Below are 15888 nucleotides of genomic sequence, written 5' to 3' on the forward strand. Positions count from 1 at the left end.
GCCTTTCCTTGGAGCCCGACCTTACCCGCATCGATGTGAGCGCACACATGACATTTCCTTATTCATTGTGCGACACAACGATTGGACCTGCACGCCTCTTCGCGTGTTCCAGCTTGCAAACGCAACCTGAGATACAGTATAGTTTAATCGTCTAACTTATTGATTATGGCGCGTCGAGCCCCGACGTGCGAACCTCACCGAGGAGGAGAATATGGCGCAAACACTGGTCGCCGGCGTGGATACGTCAACCCAATCAACAAAAGTCCGTATCACGGACGCCGAAACAGGTGAACTGGTTCGTTTCGGTCAGGCCAAGCACCCGGACGGCACCTCGGTCAACCCGGAATTCTGGTGGGAGGCGTTCCTGAAGGCCGCCGAACAGGCCGGCGGCCTGGATGACGTGGCGGCTCTCGCGGTCGGCGGGCAGCAGCACGGCATGGTGATTCTGGACGAGCAGGGCAACGTGATCCGCGACGCCATGCTGTGGAACGACATCAGCTCCGCCCCGCAGGCCGCCGCACTTATCGATCGTCTCGGCGAGGCCCCGGCCGAGGACGGCGAGCCGGAGGACGTGACCGCCCGCGGCAAGCAACGCTGGGTCAAGGCCGTCGGCTCCTCCCCCGTCGCCTCCTACACCCTGACCAAGGTGGCATGGGTCGCCGAGAACGAGCCCGACAACGCCAAGAAGATCGCGGCCATCTGTCTGCCGCACGACTGGCTGAGCTGGCGTATCGCCGGCTACGGTCCTGTGGCCGAGGGCGAGGACGCGCATCTCGATGCGCTGTTCACCGACCGTTCGGACGCTTCGGGCACCATCTACTACGACGCCGCACACAACGAGTACCGTCGCGACCTCATCGCCATGGTGCTGGCCGCCGCCGAGGGCGAGGACGTCGCGCGCGAGCACGCCGAACGAATCGTGCTGCCCACCGTGCTCGGTCCCACCGAGGCCGCAGCGGTGAAGGCCGAGCCGTCCATCGCCGGCAAGGACGTTGAAGGCGGATGCATTCTGGGACCCGGCGGCGGCGACAACGCGATGGCCTCGCTGGGCCTGGGCATGGCTGTGGGCGATGTGTCCATCTCCCTGGGCACCTCCGGCGTGGCCGCCGCCATCGCCGAGAACCCTGTGTACGACCTGACGGGCGCCGTCTCCGGATTCGCCGACTGCACCGGCCATTACCTGCCGCTGGCCTGCACCATCAACGGTTCGCGCATCCTCGATGCCGGCCGCGCGGCTCTTGGAGTGGATTACGACGAGCTGGCCGAGCTGGCGTTCAAGTCCGAGCCGGGCGCGGGCGGCATCACGCTGGTGCCGTATTTCGACGGCGAGCGCACGCCGAACCGTCCGGACGCCACCGCCTCGCTCACGGGCCTGACGCTGCACAACACCACCAAGGAGAATCTGGCCCGCGCATTCGTCGAAGGTCTGCTGTGCTCCCAGCGCGACTGCCTGGAGCTCATCCGCTCGCTCGGCGCGAAGATCGGCCGCATCCTTCTGATCGGCGGCGGCGCGAAATCCGTGGCGATTCGCACGCTGGCCCCCTCGATCCTCGGCATGGACGTGACCCGTCCGGCCACTGACGAGTATGTGGCCATCGGCGCCGCCCGTCAGGCCGCCTGGGTGCTCTCCGGCGAGGCTGAACCGCCGGCTTGGAAGCTCAATATCGAAGGCGTGGAGACCGGCGAGCCCACCGAGGCCGTCTACGCCGCCTACGCCAAGGCCCGCGGCTGAGGGTAGTGCGGGTTCAGCAGGCGGACGGCGAACCTGACCGGCCGTAGGTTGAGGCGCGCACAAGGGCTCACATAAGGGCCGTCGTCCTTTCTTGGACGGCGGCCCTCAGTTGATTAGTGCACCGATTAGTGATCCGTCTCGCAATTGTTTGAGTAGTATCGGCCCTCGCTGATGAGGAGGCTGTCAGCGAAGCTGACTGGGGGAGAGAAAAGCTGAAACTCTCAATCATTTAAGAGATGGACCATTAGTGCACCGATACGACGAGCGGGCATCGTTCTGCCTTGCGATTTGGACTTGCGATTGGGAACCCGCAATCCAGTCTTCCAATTTGAACTTGCAATGGGACTTGCGATTCAGGCCGCCGATTGGAATCGACGATTGGAACTTGCGACCAGGACCTACGATTCGGGCCCCGACTGGGATCGGCCCTATCCGCTTCCCCTTTAAGCTGGGGCTGAATGCGAGGATGCGCTATAATCATGAGGTTTGTTGAAGTCTGGAGATTCCTATGAACGACCGCTCCCGTATGATGCTGTACGCCTTGACCGCAGTGGCCTGCGTGGTCTGGATCTGGCAATCCGTGCAGGAATCGATGACCGATGGCACGATGATCAGCACCTCGAACATCATCTTTCTGGTCTGCATCGGCATCGCTGCCGTGTACTGCGCGGCCAACGCGCTGATTCTCTGGTGGCGGCAGCCGGGCAAGAACGACGACGAGGATGGGCAGGAACCGTCCGAGACGGCCGATGACGAGGATGATGAGTCCAGCACTACGGCCGAAGTTGAGGACGATGCCAAGAATGGCGGAAAAGCCAAATCCACAGATGATGCCAAAGCCCCCGCAGACTGACGTTAGTGTCCTGTGAAAAGTATTCTCACTCCCCTGTCAGAGCGTTGTCGTGAAGCAGACAGTGGATCTGCGTGCGGGCACGTACGGGCTGCAGGCTGAGCGCACAGCGCGTCCATACCTTGCAGGACTAGTGGTCCGTCTCTTAATGAGGGCTTCAGCTTTTCCCTCCCCCAATCAGCTTCAGTCGGCCCCCTCATCAGAGAGGGCCGACACCACTCAAACAATTGCGGAGACAGACCACTGGATAGGGCAGGTAAGCGGGCCCGAGGGGTAGTCTGAAAGGTAGTCAGTTCACCCGGGTCTAAGACGCAGACTAATCCTGCGTCCGTGGTCCGTTTCATGCGCATGGAACATCCGCGGGGTATCATCGCCGCAAAGTACAGATACAAAGGAGCGTCATGGATTCAGCAACCATGGGAATCGTCATCAGCGTGGTACTGGGCATTGTCTGCATACCCTGCGGCGTGTTTCTCGGCCTCATCCCGATGAAGGCTGATCAGGTGACCACCAAGCAGTCGCGCGCGTCACAGATGATGTGCTTCATCATCGCCTTGGTGTTCATCGGCCTGCTCATCGCCGGACGCGATCTTGAGACCTGGGCCATCGTGATCGGCCTGGTCATTGGCTTCGCCATCGGCAAGATTCCGCCGTTCCACGTCTGGGCCTTGGCCAAGTGGCCGTTTCTTGAGCCAAAGAAGCCGGCCCCCAAGGCCAAGCGCGTCAAAAAAGCCAAGCGGAAGTAGGATTCCCTCGACTTCGGTTCGTAATTCCTATGGTCGATTCGAGTGATGGGGAATCTCTTCGGAGCTAGGGAATCTTACCGACAACGCTGAAGGCATGACCGATTCGGCACGGACATGTTCTTTCCCGCGCACTCCATATCGAGCCTATGCCATCGCGCCTCTGCCCGCATCCATATTGCCTCGGTACCGCCTCAGTTGGGGTTCATACGACACCTGTACCGCCTCAGTACGGCACCCAAACGGCATCCAGACCGCGTCTCATACGGCATCTACACCGTCGTCTGGTCGCCGCTTATTCTCCGTATCGTCGCCATCAGGCCAGTGACCGGCCGCTCTACGACGCTGAGCCCCTTTCCGGCGTCGCCAAACAACCATCCATTGGCTCCCCGACACCGCTGACGCACTCAGCGTCGCTGCCATACCAACCACTGGCCTCCCAACACCGAAAACAGCCCACCAAGAGTCGCCAAACAGCCACCCACTGGCTCCCCGACACCACTGACACGCTCAGCGTCGTCACCATACCAACCACTGGCCGCCCAACACCGAAAACAGCCCACCAGGCGTCGCCAAACAGCCACCCACTGGCTCCACAACGACGCTCAGCCGCCCAGCATCACCACGAAGCCAGTCCATGGCCCAATCACCCCGCCCACAGGCATGCCAGCGAAGCCATACCACCACAGCATGGCCTCACAACAACGCACAGAATCACGCGTCCGAAAACCAGAAGCCCAGAACCAACATCAACCGGAACCAAAAACCTCCAATGATCGGCATCATCGCCGAACGCTTCCCACGCAACAAACCAACCGCAACCCGAAGGCACAATCACAACTCCAAATCGGCGGCAGCACCCACATTCCCGTGCCCCAAGGTCATCTCCATCGCCCCGCCTCCGTCGCCCGCAACGCCCACAAAATACTCTTGATCCTCAGGCAGAGCGCAGCGCGCAGCACAGCACACTCATCGCAACTGCTCAAACCTGACCTATCGCTGCCGACCTAACGCTACCTGCCGAACGGCCCGCTCCATCAATCATGTGCAAAGCCAAGCCTCAAACCGAGCCCGCACCGGAACGGAACCGAAAGCACGGAAAAGGGATGCCGTCGAAACGACATCCCTTTCGGAGGAGGAGTGGGAACTATCGATTCCTATCCTCGTGGTTGCAAATCGGCTAAAAACCGGTCATCAACCACGTTCTATAGAGGTCAGCCCTTCTTCTTCTTGGAGAGCAGGTCGTAGGCGACGGCGGCGATGACGACGAGGCCCTTGATGGTCTTGACCCAGGCGGCGTCCACACCCATGATGGACAGGCCCTGGTTGAGCACGCCCATGATCAGGGCGCCGACCATGGCGCCCGGGATGGTGCCGATGCCGCCGGTGACGGCCGTGCCGCCGATGAAGCAGGCGGCGATGGCATCCATCTCGAACTCCATACCGGTCTGCGCGGAGGCGGAGGCGAGACGGGAGAGGGTGATGATGGAGGCGATGGAGACCAGGAAGCCCATATTCAGGAAGATCTCGAAGTCGACCTTCTTGGTGTCGATACCGGAGAGAATGGCGGCCTTACGGTTACCGCCCACGGCGTACACGTTGCGGCCGAAGACCATGCGGTTGAGCACGAAGTAGTACACGCACACCAGCACGCCGATGATCACCAGCACGATCGGGATGCCGCCCTGGGTGGCATTGCCGGACATGGCCAGCAGATAGGTCACGTAACCAATGGCGAGCGCGGCGACCACGCACTTGAGGATGACGAAGCTCATCGGCTGGGCGGGCAGACCGTTCTTGACGGCCTTGGCGCGCTTGGTCAGCTGGCTCCAAATCACGAGCACGATGGCGGCGATGCCGACGATCAATGCGGTCAGGGCAAACTGTCCGACGAAGATGGTGGGCAGGTAATCCTTGGAGATGGCACGGAAAGCGGAGTTGGAGACCGGGATGGATTCGCCGGCCACAACGGTGGCAAGACCACGGAAGATGAGCATGCCGCCCAGGGTGGTGACGAAGCCGGGGACGCCGACGTAGGCGACCCAGAAGCCGTGCCATGCACCGATGAGCAGGCCGATGACGATCATGAGCAGGATTGCGGCCCACCACGGCACGCCGTGCTTCATGGCCAGAGCGCCGACGCCGCCGATGAAGGCGACCACGGAGCCCACGGACAGGTCGATGTGGGTGGCGATGATGATCATCAGCATACCGATGGCGGCGATGAGCACATACGCGTTCTGCTGGAACAGGGCGACCACATTATTGGGGTTGAGGAGACGCCCGGCGGTCAGAATCTGGAAGACGATGATGACCAGCACAAGGGCGAGGTAGATGCCATAGGAGCGCATGTTGCCCAGCAGCAGGGACTTGAGGCTTTGTTCCTCGCCGCCCTTCTTGGCTGCGGGGGTTACGGTTGCGGTAGACATTTGAAGATTATCCTTTCAAAGAACGAAAAGCACATGGAATGCGGGCGGGTCCCGATGACGCGGCTGCTGTGCCGTTTCCGCCGGCCGGCCCGTCAATATGGCGAACGTATGGCGAACGGCTCAGGCGAACGCCTGGTCTTTGGGCAGGGGTGTTGCGGAGGTCATGTATCGCATGAGTTCCTCCTGGCTGGTGGTCTTCGCGTTGAAGTTTCCGGTGATCCTGCCGCCGCTCATCGTGTAGATGCGGTCGCAGATGCCCAGCAGCTCGGGCAGTTCGGAGCTGACCACGATCACCGCGGACCCGGAGTCGGCCAGCTGGTCGATGATCTCGTAGATGTCGTACTTGGCGCCCACGTCGATGCCTCGCGTCGGCTCGTCCAGGATCAGGACCTTCGGGTTGGTGGCCATCCACTTGGCGAGCACGACCTTCTGCTGGTTGCCGCCCGACAGGTTGCCGGCGGGCATCTCGATGGTCGGCGCCTTGGTGCGGAACTCCTTGCGGTACTTCTCGGCCGTCTGCTTCTCTCGCGTCTCGTCGACCACGCCCAGCCTGCTCGCCAGTTCCTTGAGGCTCGCCAGGGACGTGTTCTCGCGGATGGTCTTCATGAGGTTCAGGCCGTACACCTTGCGGTCCTCGGTCGCGTAGGCCACGCCATGGTCGATCGCGCTGCGCACGGTCGGGAATCTGACCTCCTTGCCCTCCACGAAGATGCGGCCGGACGCGTTGGTGCCGTACTGGCGGCCGAACACGCTCATCATGGTCTCGGTGCGGCCCGCGCCGATCAGTCCGGCGAACCCGACGATCTCGCCCGCGCGCGCGTTGAAGCTCACGTCGTTGGACACCAGGCGCGTCTCGTCGAGCGGGTGGTGCATTTTCCAGTCCTCGACGCGGAACATCTCCTTGCCGATGTGCGACTCGTGCACCGGGTACCGGTTGGTCAGCGGACGGCCGACCATGTCGCGGATCAGGACGTCCTGGTCAAGCGGGTGCGCCGCGTCGATGTCGATGTGGCTGATTGTCTGGCCGTCGCGGATCACCTGCACCGCGTCGGCCGAATAGGCGATCTCGTTGAGCTTGTGCGAGATGATGATCGCCGTGATGCCCTGCTCGCGGCGCAGCCCGTCGATCAGGTCGAGCAGGTTCCTGGAATCCTCGTCGTTCAGGGCCGCGGTCGGCTCGTCCAGGATGAGGAGCTTCACATTCTTGGTCAGGGCCTTGGCGATCTCGACCAGCTGCTGCTTGCCCACGCCAATGTTCGAGATCAGGGTGTCCGGGTTCTCGTCCAGACCGACCTTCCTCATCACCTCGTAGGCGATGCGACGCTGCTCGTCCGCGTCGATGGCGATGCCCTTCTTCTTCTGGTTGCCCAGGAAGATGTTCTCCTGGATTGACATGTAAGGCACGAGCGCGAGCTCCTGGTGGATAATCACGATGCCCTTCTCCTCGGAATCGCGAATCGTCCTGAACTTGCAGGTCTCGCCGTTGTAGATGATGTCGCCCTCGTAGGTGCCGTACGGATACACGCCCGACAGCACGTTCATCAAAGTCGACTTGCCGGCACCGTTCTCACCGCAGATCGAGAATATCTGGCCCCTCTTGACCGTGATATTCACATCATTCAACGCGGTGACCGGACCGAAACGCTTCACGATATGACGCATCTCAAGAATCACGTCACCATTCGTAGCCACAGTTACCTCCTCCGATAGTAATGTCCCTGTGCATGGCGAAGGCGCCGTACCGCATCGATGCAGTGCGGCGCCTCCTGTTCTGTGAGCTGATGTCCGGGCCTGTTTACAGCCCTATTCCATCGCTTCCGTCGCTATTGGCTTGCGTTCGGCTTCCGATCCGATCACAGGCCGGCGTCGGCGGCGGAAATGTAGCCGCCATCAACGAGGACTTCCTTGAGGTTGTCCTTGTCCACGGTGACCGGGGTCAGCAGCTGGGACGGAACGTCCTTGTTGCCATTGTTGAAGGTATCGGGGGCTTCCGGCTCCTTGCCGTCCACGAGGGCCTTGATCATCTCGGCGGTGGCCTTGGCCAGCTCGCGGGTGTCCTTGTAGACCGTCATGGCCTGCTTGCCCTGAACGATGGCCTGAACGTTGGCCTTCTCGGCGTCCTGTCCGGTGATGATCGGGTAGTAGTCCCAGCCGGCGGCCTCTACGGTGTTGTAGGTACCGGTGGCCTCGGCGTCGTTCTGGGCGAGGACGGCGTCCAGCTTGGTGCCGTCGTTGTAGAAGGAGTTGATGCGGTTCTCCATCTCGTTCTGGGCCTTCTGACGATCCCAGTTGTCGATGCCGATGGACTGCCAGTCATCCGCGGAGGACGGGACCTTGCCGGACTTGGACTGCAGCACGCCGGACTTGAAGTACGGTCCGAGCACGTCCCAAGCGCCCTTGAAGTAGTAGCCGGCGTTGTTGTCGGTCGGGGAACCAGCCATGAGCTCGACGTTGAACGGGCCCTTCTGCCCATCCTTGAGACCAAGCTTCTGCTCGATATACTCGCCCTGCATCTTGCCGACGTCCTCGAGGGAGAAGGTGGCGTAGTAGTCCACGGCGTCGGTGTTCATGATCAGGCGGTCATAGGCGATGACCTTGCCGCCATTGGCGGCCACCTGCTCGGCCGCAGCACCCGTGGCGGTACCGTCGATGGAAGCGATGACCACGTAGTTCATGCCGTTGTTGGCCATGTTCTGAATCTGGGAGGTCTGCAGATCGGTCTTGCCATCGGCGTACTGGAGGGTGACCTCGTAGCCATAGCCCTCAAGCTGCTTCTTCAGGTTCTCGCCATCGATCTTCCAGCGCTCGAGCATCTGCTCAGGCATGGAAATGCCGACCTTGACGGTGTCGCCACTGCCGCCATCACCACCTGCCGTGGTGCTGCCGCGGGTGCCACCTCCGCAGGCGGCCAGCGGGACGAGCATGGCGGTCGCGGCAACGACGCCGAGCACCTTGGTCCACTTGTTCATGGGAATTCCTTTCGTCATTGATAGGAACTGTTTGTTTCCTCTTCCTTGCGGTCTGGCAACCATTGCCGAACCTGTTAGAAATATACCATATAGTTTTTTGATTTAACAATTGCCAATCGGTCATTTACGCTGAAATCGCGCGGTTTTTGCTTTATTTGATTCATTGCACTAACTAAATGTGAACGGTAACAGTGACGTATTTTCAACGTTCTCGGAGGCTATTGGCACACCGCCCACCAGCACCGAAAAATCGCGACACGCCGACATCCATGCATGAACGAAGAGCACCTCGGACCCAGGCCAGAAGCATTGCACCGGTTACACGCGCGGGGATCACGCTTGCGCGCCAGTTCACAACAGTCCGCAACAGCCTACGCCGGCCCACGGCAGCCACGACCACCTGACGCAACCCACAACAGGCCGTCGCAGTTTGACGCAGTTTGACACAACCCACAACAGTCAACGCAATCCGACGCACGAACGCACAGCACACACTCCATACGGCCACGCCCATACATCTCACGGACACTCCGCAAATTCGCCCTCGCTCAGCGCCAACAGAGCGATGCACTCATCGACGTCCAGCGTAGTATCGGCGCATCACCTCGCCCACCGACAACAGAACGATGCGCCCACCAAACTCACTCATCACACACATGCGAAACGCCGCCCCACCCGAAGGCAGAACGGCGTTTCGCATATAGGCGATGGGACATCGCATGCGCCACACGAAGAATGCAGCACAAATCAGCAGGACTCCCCTGCCTCGAACAATGCGAGGAATTTGGGTCGCCAGGCATATCGGGTAGAGACGAGGACCAACCCCGTGGCGGTAAGCGCCACGCCGATCGGCGCCGCGACAGGGGCGACAAACAACAGTACGGCGTAGACCACGGCCAGCATGGCAAGCGAGAACAACAGCATATGATGTGCGCGCATGGCAGTATCTCCATTGACGTTGCGTAGGTACGCATCGGGTAGGTTACATCCGGCTTATGGACACCCAGGCTTGTCGCACCGGAGCATAAGCCCAGCGTTCGAACCTCGGCGCGCGGAGCCCAGCGATCAGCGATCGCCACATAATGCGCATCCAATTGTCAGATATTTAGTTTAATGGTTTAACCATATATCGTTCATGTTACCAACGCAAGTTACACACACGCCAAGCACGCATTTCTCGCGTGCATCCGCATGCATCCTATGGGCGCCCCAGCTCCGAAACGGCCTTGGAGCAGCGTCGGCAAAGCATACCTCACACACACTCAGCATCGCCACACCAACCACCCCAGCGTCGTCAACAGGCCAAAGCATGGCCACGCAACACCATTTTCGGCCATCCCAACAGCGCCCGCAAGGTCACACAACGCCGCCGACGGCCAATCCCCGGTCAGCAACGGGTTACAAGACCGGCCCGGCGATGCCTAATCCAGTCCCACGCTCTACAGCATGGCCATCCCAACTATCCCCGCGTCGCTGATAAGCCAGAGCTTGGTACCGCAACACCGCTGACGCCCAATTCGGCGTCAGCAACAAGCCACGGATTGGCCCAGCAACGACACTGAGCCCCTTAGCGTCACCGACAGGCCAAAGCATGGCCGCACAACACCATTTTCGGCCATCCCAACAGCGCCCGCAAGGTCACACAACGCCGCCGACGGCCAATCCCCGGTCAGCAACGGGTTACAAGACCGGCCCGGCGATGCCTAATCCAGTCCCACGCTCTACAGCATGGCCATCCCAACTATCCCCGCGTCGCTGATAAGCCAGAGCTTGGTATCGCAACACCGCTGACGCCCAATTCCACGTCAGCAACAAGCCACGGATTGGCCCAGCAACGACACTGAGCCCCTCAGCGTCGTCAACAGGCCAAAGCATGGCCACGCAACACCATTTTCGACCGTCTCAGCATCGCCGACGAGCCAAGACGTGGCCCAGCAACACCGCTGACGAGCTCAGCGTCGCCGACAGGCCACGCCATGGCCTCATGTCAACGCGATTTTCCCCGTCAGCGTCGTCAGCAAGCCAGTGATTGGCTTGTTTGCGACGCCATCACCTACGTCAACGGGTTCATCACAGTCATTTCATCAAGCACACAGTCACGAGGAGCAGCCCGCACATTCGCAAGGCGCATTCGCAACACACAGTCGCAAGGCATATTCGCAAGGCGCAGTCACAACACACATTCACAAGGAGGGCGCCCCCACTGAAGAACGCAACAGCGCCCTCTGCGCTATCGATGCGCAATCAAGTAATCGCTCAGGCAATCAAGCAGGCATCAACCAAACAGAAACCAGAAGTCCGCCGCGCAACAATCGAGCAGCGACCAAGCAACGCGCAACCCGTCCGCAGCGAAACAGCGGCCATGCAACGGCCGAGCAGCAACCAATCGATCGCCGCTCGGCCGTCAGGCAGTATCAGTCCGGCATCACCGTCACTCGGCTATCAGCCAACATCAACCTACATCAGCCGACATCAACCCAACATCACCGCTCCCAAATCAGCACTTCTCCGTCGCTATAGGAAGCCAGCGGACCTCGCGCGGATCGCTCCCCGCGCAGCGCACCGGTGATATCCCGGTTCACGGCGATCGGCGAACCATCCGGGTTCTCGAAGTACTCCTCCACGATGCGCGGCTGGCCAAGATCAGCCGTCCCGACGACCCGACCGACCGCAGCGCGCGCCGCATCCGGCAGCACAACCGCAAGCCATACCGCCTCCGGAGTCTCGCGCAGCGCCATCGACCCCTCACCGGCATCGATCACGGCATCCGTCTCCCAAGAGGCCGCCCGCGCTCCACCGACATACGTGTTGGCTTCCAGCATCATGGGTTGGGGCACGCTGCGATACAGCTCCTCATCGCCCAGACCCGCCTGCTCGATGCGCCGCTCGTATTCGTCAAGCGAATGCGGATAATCCTCGAAACAGGCAGTGCCCGTATCGACCACACCCTCTCCACCAGCGGCATCGGACATGCGTTCGGCTTCACCGGCACCGTCGGCCGTCATGAACAGGTTGTTGACGTACCGGTCGTCGCCGCCGTAGACGAATGCCTCACCGGCCACATCCGTGGAATGTGGGAAGTGGTAGGGCGTTGACCGGTCGAGCACCTGCGTATGTCGGATGCGTCCGGCGAACAGGTTGTTGACGAACGCGGCGCCCTGCGCGTAGTCGTCGAAGCTGAACGGGGATGCGAATACGTTGTTCATGAACGTGATGGGTCCGTGGGTCACCTCGGTCATCACGTCGCGTGTGTTGCGGTAGAACACGTTCGAGTCCACGATCGTGCCCTGCGCCTGCCAGTCGAGCCACATGCCCAACACGGAGTCGTGCACACGGTTGCGGCGCACGATCGTATCCACTGCGGCGTGCATTTTGATGGCGGCGACCTCCCAGCCGAAGAACTCCCGCTTGGTGCCGATGCGGTAGATGTGGTTGTGCTCGATGAGGCTGAACGCGCAACCCATGTGCCCGACCACGCCGTTCTGTCCGCAATCGTAGATCGTGTTGCCACGCACTACATGCCCGCCAACCACGCCCTTGCGCCAACCCACATGCAACGCCTTGTACACGGCCTCCTTCTGGTACTGGTAGCCGGACTTGCGATGGGTACGCGTGGATTCGTTGTCGCCGGTCGAGATCTCCTTGCCCAGCGAAACCGCCGAGCATTTGGCGTCATGAATCACGTTATCCTCAATGACCCAGCCGCGCGACCAGTGCGGCCCGATCAGCCCCACCTGATCGGCGGTCGGCGGCGTGTACGGGCAGGCCGCCCGGCACAGCTCGAAACCACGTACGGTGATGTAATTGACGTACGGACGACTCGGATAGAAGCACGTCTCGCGTACGTTGATCTCCGTCATCTCGACGTTTGGGTCCGCGTCATGGAAGTTCGCCCAGATCGTGGTGTGTTCGGCATCCGTTTCGCAGTACCACACATTAAGTGTGGCATCCGGGTCCAGCAACGGCACGATGGTGTTCGTTGCGGCGTCGCGCCCGGTGTCCCAGCGCTCGGGCGCGCGCACCTTGTCCAGCGAAGACACCTCGTAGAACGACTTGCCGTTGAGGTACACGTCGCCCAGATGACGGACCTCGACCTTGGGGTCCGGGTAGACGGTCCAATCGCCGAACACCGTCTCAACGTACGGGTTGTATCCGCCGAAGAAACCGCTCGGGAGGACGACCTTCCACACGCCATCGCCCTCCGGCATCCAGCTCGTGACGCGTTCGGCACCGGTGATCACCGGACGCGGCTCGCCCTCGGCGGCCCGGTAGACGATGCGGTTCGTCTCACTTTCGCCGCCGAACCTCGGGTCCACGGACTCCCTGTAGGTGCCCTCGTGCACGATTATCTCGTCGCCGGCACGCGCGATCGCGGCCGCCTGGCCGATGGTCAGGAACGGGTCGGCCTCAGTGCCGCCGCCCGCCAGGGAACCGGCCGAAGCCGAAACATGATACTGCGTCATTGCATTGCTCCTTTGCTCTGTTGTTGAAATCCATGACGGCCTGTGCCCGGTTCAGACAAGGCCGCCGCCGATGTGCCCGCCGCCGGGACGCCCACCTCAGACGACTTCGCTGGCCGCTCACGGCGGGAGCGGAAAGTGAAGGTCTCAGGGGGGAGCTGCGGCCTATGCGCCCTCTACGGCGGCACGCTGTTCGGGCGTCCAGTCATCGGGAACGCGGCCAATCACATGGCAAGGATTGCCCACGGCGATGGAGTCGGCGGGGATATCATGCGTGACCACGGCACCCGCGCCGATGATGGTGTTGTCGCCGATGGTGACGCCAGGGCAGATCACCACGTTGCCGCCGAGCCACACGTTGTTGCCGATGGTCACATCCTCGTTGTGCTGCCAGCCCTCAAGTCTGGGCTTGCGCGCGATGGCGTGGTTCGGTGTGTAGATACTCACACGGGGGCCGATCAGGCAGTCCGATCCGATGGAAATCGGCCCGCCGCCCACGACGAGGAAGTCCATGTTGATGAATGTGCGGTCGCCGATTTTCAGCCCCAAACCGTAATCAAGGCGAATCGGCGGGCGGAAGTCCACGCCAGCGCCGGCTTCGGGCACGAGCTCGCGGAACAGTCGCTCAGCCTCGGCCGTATCCTCGAAATAGATGCGATTGATGCGATCACAGGTGGACTGCGCCTCGCGCGTGAGCTCCGGCAGAATCGCCGACTTGCGGTACTGCAGCCAGTCGTCCGCGAACAGTTTCGCCACGTCCGGATAGTCGCGCTTGAGTTGGTCGAGATTGCGGGTCGCGACCGTAGTATCTACCATGAATTGCCTCCTCGCTTTGGTTTGACGGTCTAACAATATTCGTTGGACGGTATTGTACGGCTGCCGGCCACGCAACCCACGAACCCGCCGGCCCATTCCGTGCTCAGGAACCGCGCGTCGCACTCCCCCAAAATCCGCGCCGCCGAGGTGTCGATATGCGTCAACAACGCGAGCTCCGCACAATCGTGCGCCTCACCTTCTACAGCACTCGACGCACGTTCATGGCCCGATTCCAGTCCATCGACCGGCGGCAGACATGCGAGGAAGGTCAGCCGATTGCCATACAGCCGCAGACCGAACCATTCACCCGGCGCCAGAGTCCCGCAGTCGAGGACATGTGTCTTGCCACGGTCAACGACCCTAACCATCAGCCCACCTATCGCATCGATTCCCATGGTGACGTCGTGCGTGGAATCCTGATGCAGCATCAGCGTGCGACCCGGACCGGCCAGTACGGCGTAGTCCAACGCATCTACGCGAACAAACCGATAGCCATCCCGCCCGCGCACCTCGACCAAACGATTGTCGCCCACCCAAATGGGTTCAGGGTGAACGATTTCGGCAGCAGTGGCCGCAGCGGCGATTTCCACTGCCCGCACCGAACGCAATCCGCCATGCCCATCGGTTTCGACCGCAAGAGCATGTGGCAGCCGCCCGAGCCCAGGTGCCACCACAGGCCAGCCGGGATCGGTGGTGTCGTCCTGCTTGGTCGGGCCGCTGCCCTCCAGCTTCCATGAGACGGGATTACGTTCCCACCTCACCGGCGCCACGAACGTTTCACGTCCGAGATAGCTGAACAACTCGCCGGCTTCGTTCCCCGGCACTTCGCGCACGCCAAGGCAAGTGAGCAACCACCCGGCTTCAGGATGACACAGCAGGTCGGCATGCCCGACGCACTGGATGAGCTCCCCGTTGCCCAGATGACGGTGGGTGAGTATCGGGTTCTTCTTGAATCCTTCGAACAGACGGTCGAACGGGCCGATCACACATCCTTCGCCGTCTCGGGCGGGTTCGATGAGCACCTCGCGCGAGGCCAGCCCCTGCTCGAAATCGGCGAGCGCTGCGGCGAACCCGTTCGGCGCATAGGTACGCATCATCATCTCGCTGTGCTCGAAGCTGGTGCCGCCTTCCGCGGTCATCAGGTACACCCAGTCACCGATGCGATAGAGGTGCGGACCTTCCGCCCATACCGCGCCTACGCCGTACCCGCGCCAGATCACTGTTTTCCGCCCCTGCAGCGACCAGCCGGACGCAGGATCGATGGGCTGGGTCCAGATTTCGGTCTGGCCTTCCCACTGCGGGTTCAAGGCCGGTCGGGTCTGCGTCCACCAGACAGTGCCGTCCGAGTCCTCGAAGATGTCCGGGTCGATGCCCTCGGCGCCAGCCACCCAGTACGGGCCTTGCCATGGGCCTTCCAACGTGTCCGCGACGATCACGAAGTTGCCTTGTGCCGCGCGGCAGGCCTCGATGTCTTCCATCGCGCACCCGGCGGCGAGAGCCTGGCCCTCGTTGACGCGCGCCACCGTGCAGACGATGACGTATCGTCCGCCGATGCGGCGGATGGTCGGCGCGTACAGTCCGCCGGAATCCTCCACACCGTCGATGAGCAGCCGGCGTGCCATCGCCCCGTCTACGGCATCACCCGCATGGGTCCACGTTGCCAGATCACGGGTCACATGGATGGGCAGTCCCGGCACCAGCTCGAATGAGGAGTTGACCAGCACGATCTCCTCGCGCGAATCATCCCATATCCACGAGGGGTCCGGATACATGCCCCGCATGACGGGGTTGCTGACGATCCGCACCCCCTGTGCGTCCGGCGTACCTAGCGCCCCCTCCATGCCGGAAACCTGCACGCTTTCCTTCACAACATCCGTGACGCCACTATT

Annotated in this window: 10 protein-coding genes; 3 read left to right on the top strand and 7 right to left on the bottom strand. The window is 61.6% G+C overall.

All coding sequences use genetic code 11. From position 1 onward, the window contains the following. Positions 1–211: 211 nt before the first annotated feature. The 3 genes from BMYO_RS02070 (at position 212) to BMYO_RS02080 (ending at position 3328) form a co-directional block, all read left to right on the top strand. Positions 212–1732 (top strand): xylulokinase, encoded by a 1521-nt coding sequence (locus BMYO_RS02070; RefSeq protein ID WP_094666927.1) that lies wholly within the window; start codon positions 212–214, stop codon positions 1730–1732. A gap of 508 nt (positions 1733–2240) precedes the next feature. Further along, positions 2241–2585 carry a hypothetical protein gene (locus BMYO_RS11990; RefSeq protein WP_233428032.1) on the top strand — a complete coding sequence of 115 codons (345 nt, stop codon included), beginning with the start codon at positions 2241–2243 and terminating at the stop codon, positions 2583–2585. 398 nt (positions 2586–2983) lie between these two features. Continuing rightward, positions 2984–3328 carry a hypothetical protein gene (locus tag BMYO_RS02080; RefSeq protein WP_094666928.1) on the top strand — a complete coding sequence of 115 codons (345 nt, stop codon included), beginning with the start codon at positions 2984–2986 and terminating at the stop codon, positions 3326–3328. Between the two features lie 1211 nt (positions 3329–4539). On the opposite strand, the gene mmsB is transcribed toward BMYO_RS02080, so the two are convergent. The 7 genes from mmsB to BMYO_RS02115 form a co-directional block, all read right to left on the bottom strand. Continuing rightward, positions 4540–5754 carry a multiple monosaccharide ABC transporter permease gene (gene mmsB / locus BMYO_RS02085; protein WP_094666929.1) on the bottom strand — a complete coding sequence of 405 codons (1215 nt, stop codon included), beginning with the start codon at positions 5752–5754 and terminating at the stop codon, positions 4540–4542. Between the two features lie 120 nt (positions 5755–5874). Further along, complete coding sequence (locus tag BMYO_RS02090; protein WP_233428066.1) at positions 5875–7416, bottom strand: sugar ABC transporter ATP-binding protein; 1542 nt, start codon at positions 7414–7416, stop codon at positions 5875–5877. A 191-nt stretch (positions 7417–7607) separates the two neighbouring features. Further along, complete coding sequence (locus tag BMYO_RS02095; RefSeq protein WP_094666931.1) at positions 7608–8723, bottom strand: substrate-binding domain-containing protein; 1116 nt, start codon at positions 8721–8723, stop codon at positions 7608–7610. A gap of 747 nt (positions 8724–9470) precedes the next feature. Beyond that, positions 9471–9662 (bottom strand): hypothetical protein, encoded by a 192-nt coding sequence (locus BMYO_RS02100; RefSeq protein WP_094666932.1) that lies wholly within the window; start codon positions 9660–9662, stop codon positions 9471–9473. A gap of 1544 nt (positions 9663–11206) precedes the next feature. Further along, entirely contained in the window at positions 11207–13186 is a 1980-nt protein-coding gene (locus tag BMYO_RS02105) for a right-handed parallel beta-helix repeat-containing protein (protein WP_094666933.1), read from the bottom strand. 162 nt (positions 13187–13348) lie between these two features. Continuing rightward, a complete protein-coding gene (locus BMYO_RS02110; protein ID WP_094666934.1) occupies positions 13349–13999 on the bottom strand; it encodes a sugar O-acetyltransferase in 651 nt (216 codons plus the stop codon). 29 nt (positions 14000–14028) lie between these two features. Then, on the bottom strand, positions 14029–15840 hold the full coding sequence (locus tag BMYO_RS02115) for a glycoside hydrolase family 43 protein (RefSeq protein ID WP_094667060.1): 1812 nt from the start codon (positions 15838–15840) through the stop codon (positions 14029–14031). Positions 15841–15888 lie beyond the last annotated feature (48 nt).

Source organism: Bifidobacterium myosotis (genome assembly GCF_002259745.1).
Taxonomy (GTDB): domain Bacteria; phylum Actinomycetota; class Actinomycetes; order Actinomycetales; family Bifidobacteriaceae; genus Bifidobacterium; species Bifidobacterium myosotis.

Coding starts and splice junctions, on each gene's coding strand:
- BMYO_RS02070 (WP_094666927.1), top strand. CDS start 212: ATGGCGCAAACACTGGTCGCCGGCGTGGATACGTCAACCCAATCAACA.
- BMYO_RS11990 (WP_233428032.1), top strand. CDS start 2,241: ATGAACGACCGCTCCCGTATGATGCTGTACGCCTTGACCGCAGTGGCC.
- BMYO_RS02080 (WP_094666928.1), top strand. CDS start 2,984: ATGGATTCAGCAACCATGGGAATCGTCATCAGCGTGGTACTGGGCATT.
- mmsB (WP_094666929.1), bottom strand. CDS start 5,754: ATGTCTACCGCAACCGTAACCCCCGCAGCCAAGAAGGGCGGCGAGGAA.
- BMYO_RS02090 (WP_233428066.1), bottom strand. CDS start 7,416: ATGCGTCATATCGTGAAGCGTTTCGGTCCGGTCACCGCGTTGAATGAT.
- BMYO_RS02095 (WP_094666931.1), bottom strand. CDS start 8,723: ATGAACAAGTGGACCAAGGTGCTCGGCGTCGTTGCCGCGACCGCCATG.
- BMYO_RS02100 (WP_094666932.1), bottom strand. CDS start 9,662: ATGCGCGCACATCATATGCTGTTGTTCTCGCTTGCCATGCTGGCCGTG.
- BMYO_RS02105 (WP_094666933.1), bottom strand. CDS start 13,186: ATGACGCAGTATCATGTTTCGGCTTCGGCCGGTTCCCTGGCGGGCGGC.
- BMYO_RS02110 (WP_094666934.1), bottom strand. CDS start 13,999: ATGGTAGATACTACGGTCGCGACCCGCAATCTCGACCAACTCAAGCGC.
- BMYO_RS02115 (WP_094667060.1), bottom strand. CDS start 15,840: ATGGAGGGGGCGCTAGGTACGCCGGACGCACAGGGGGTGCGGATCGTC.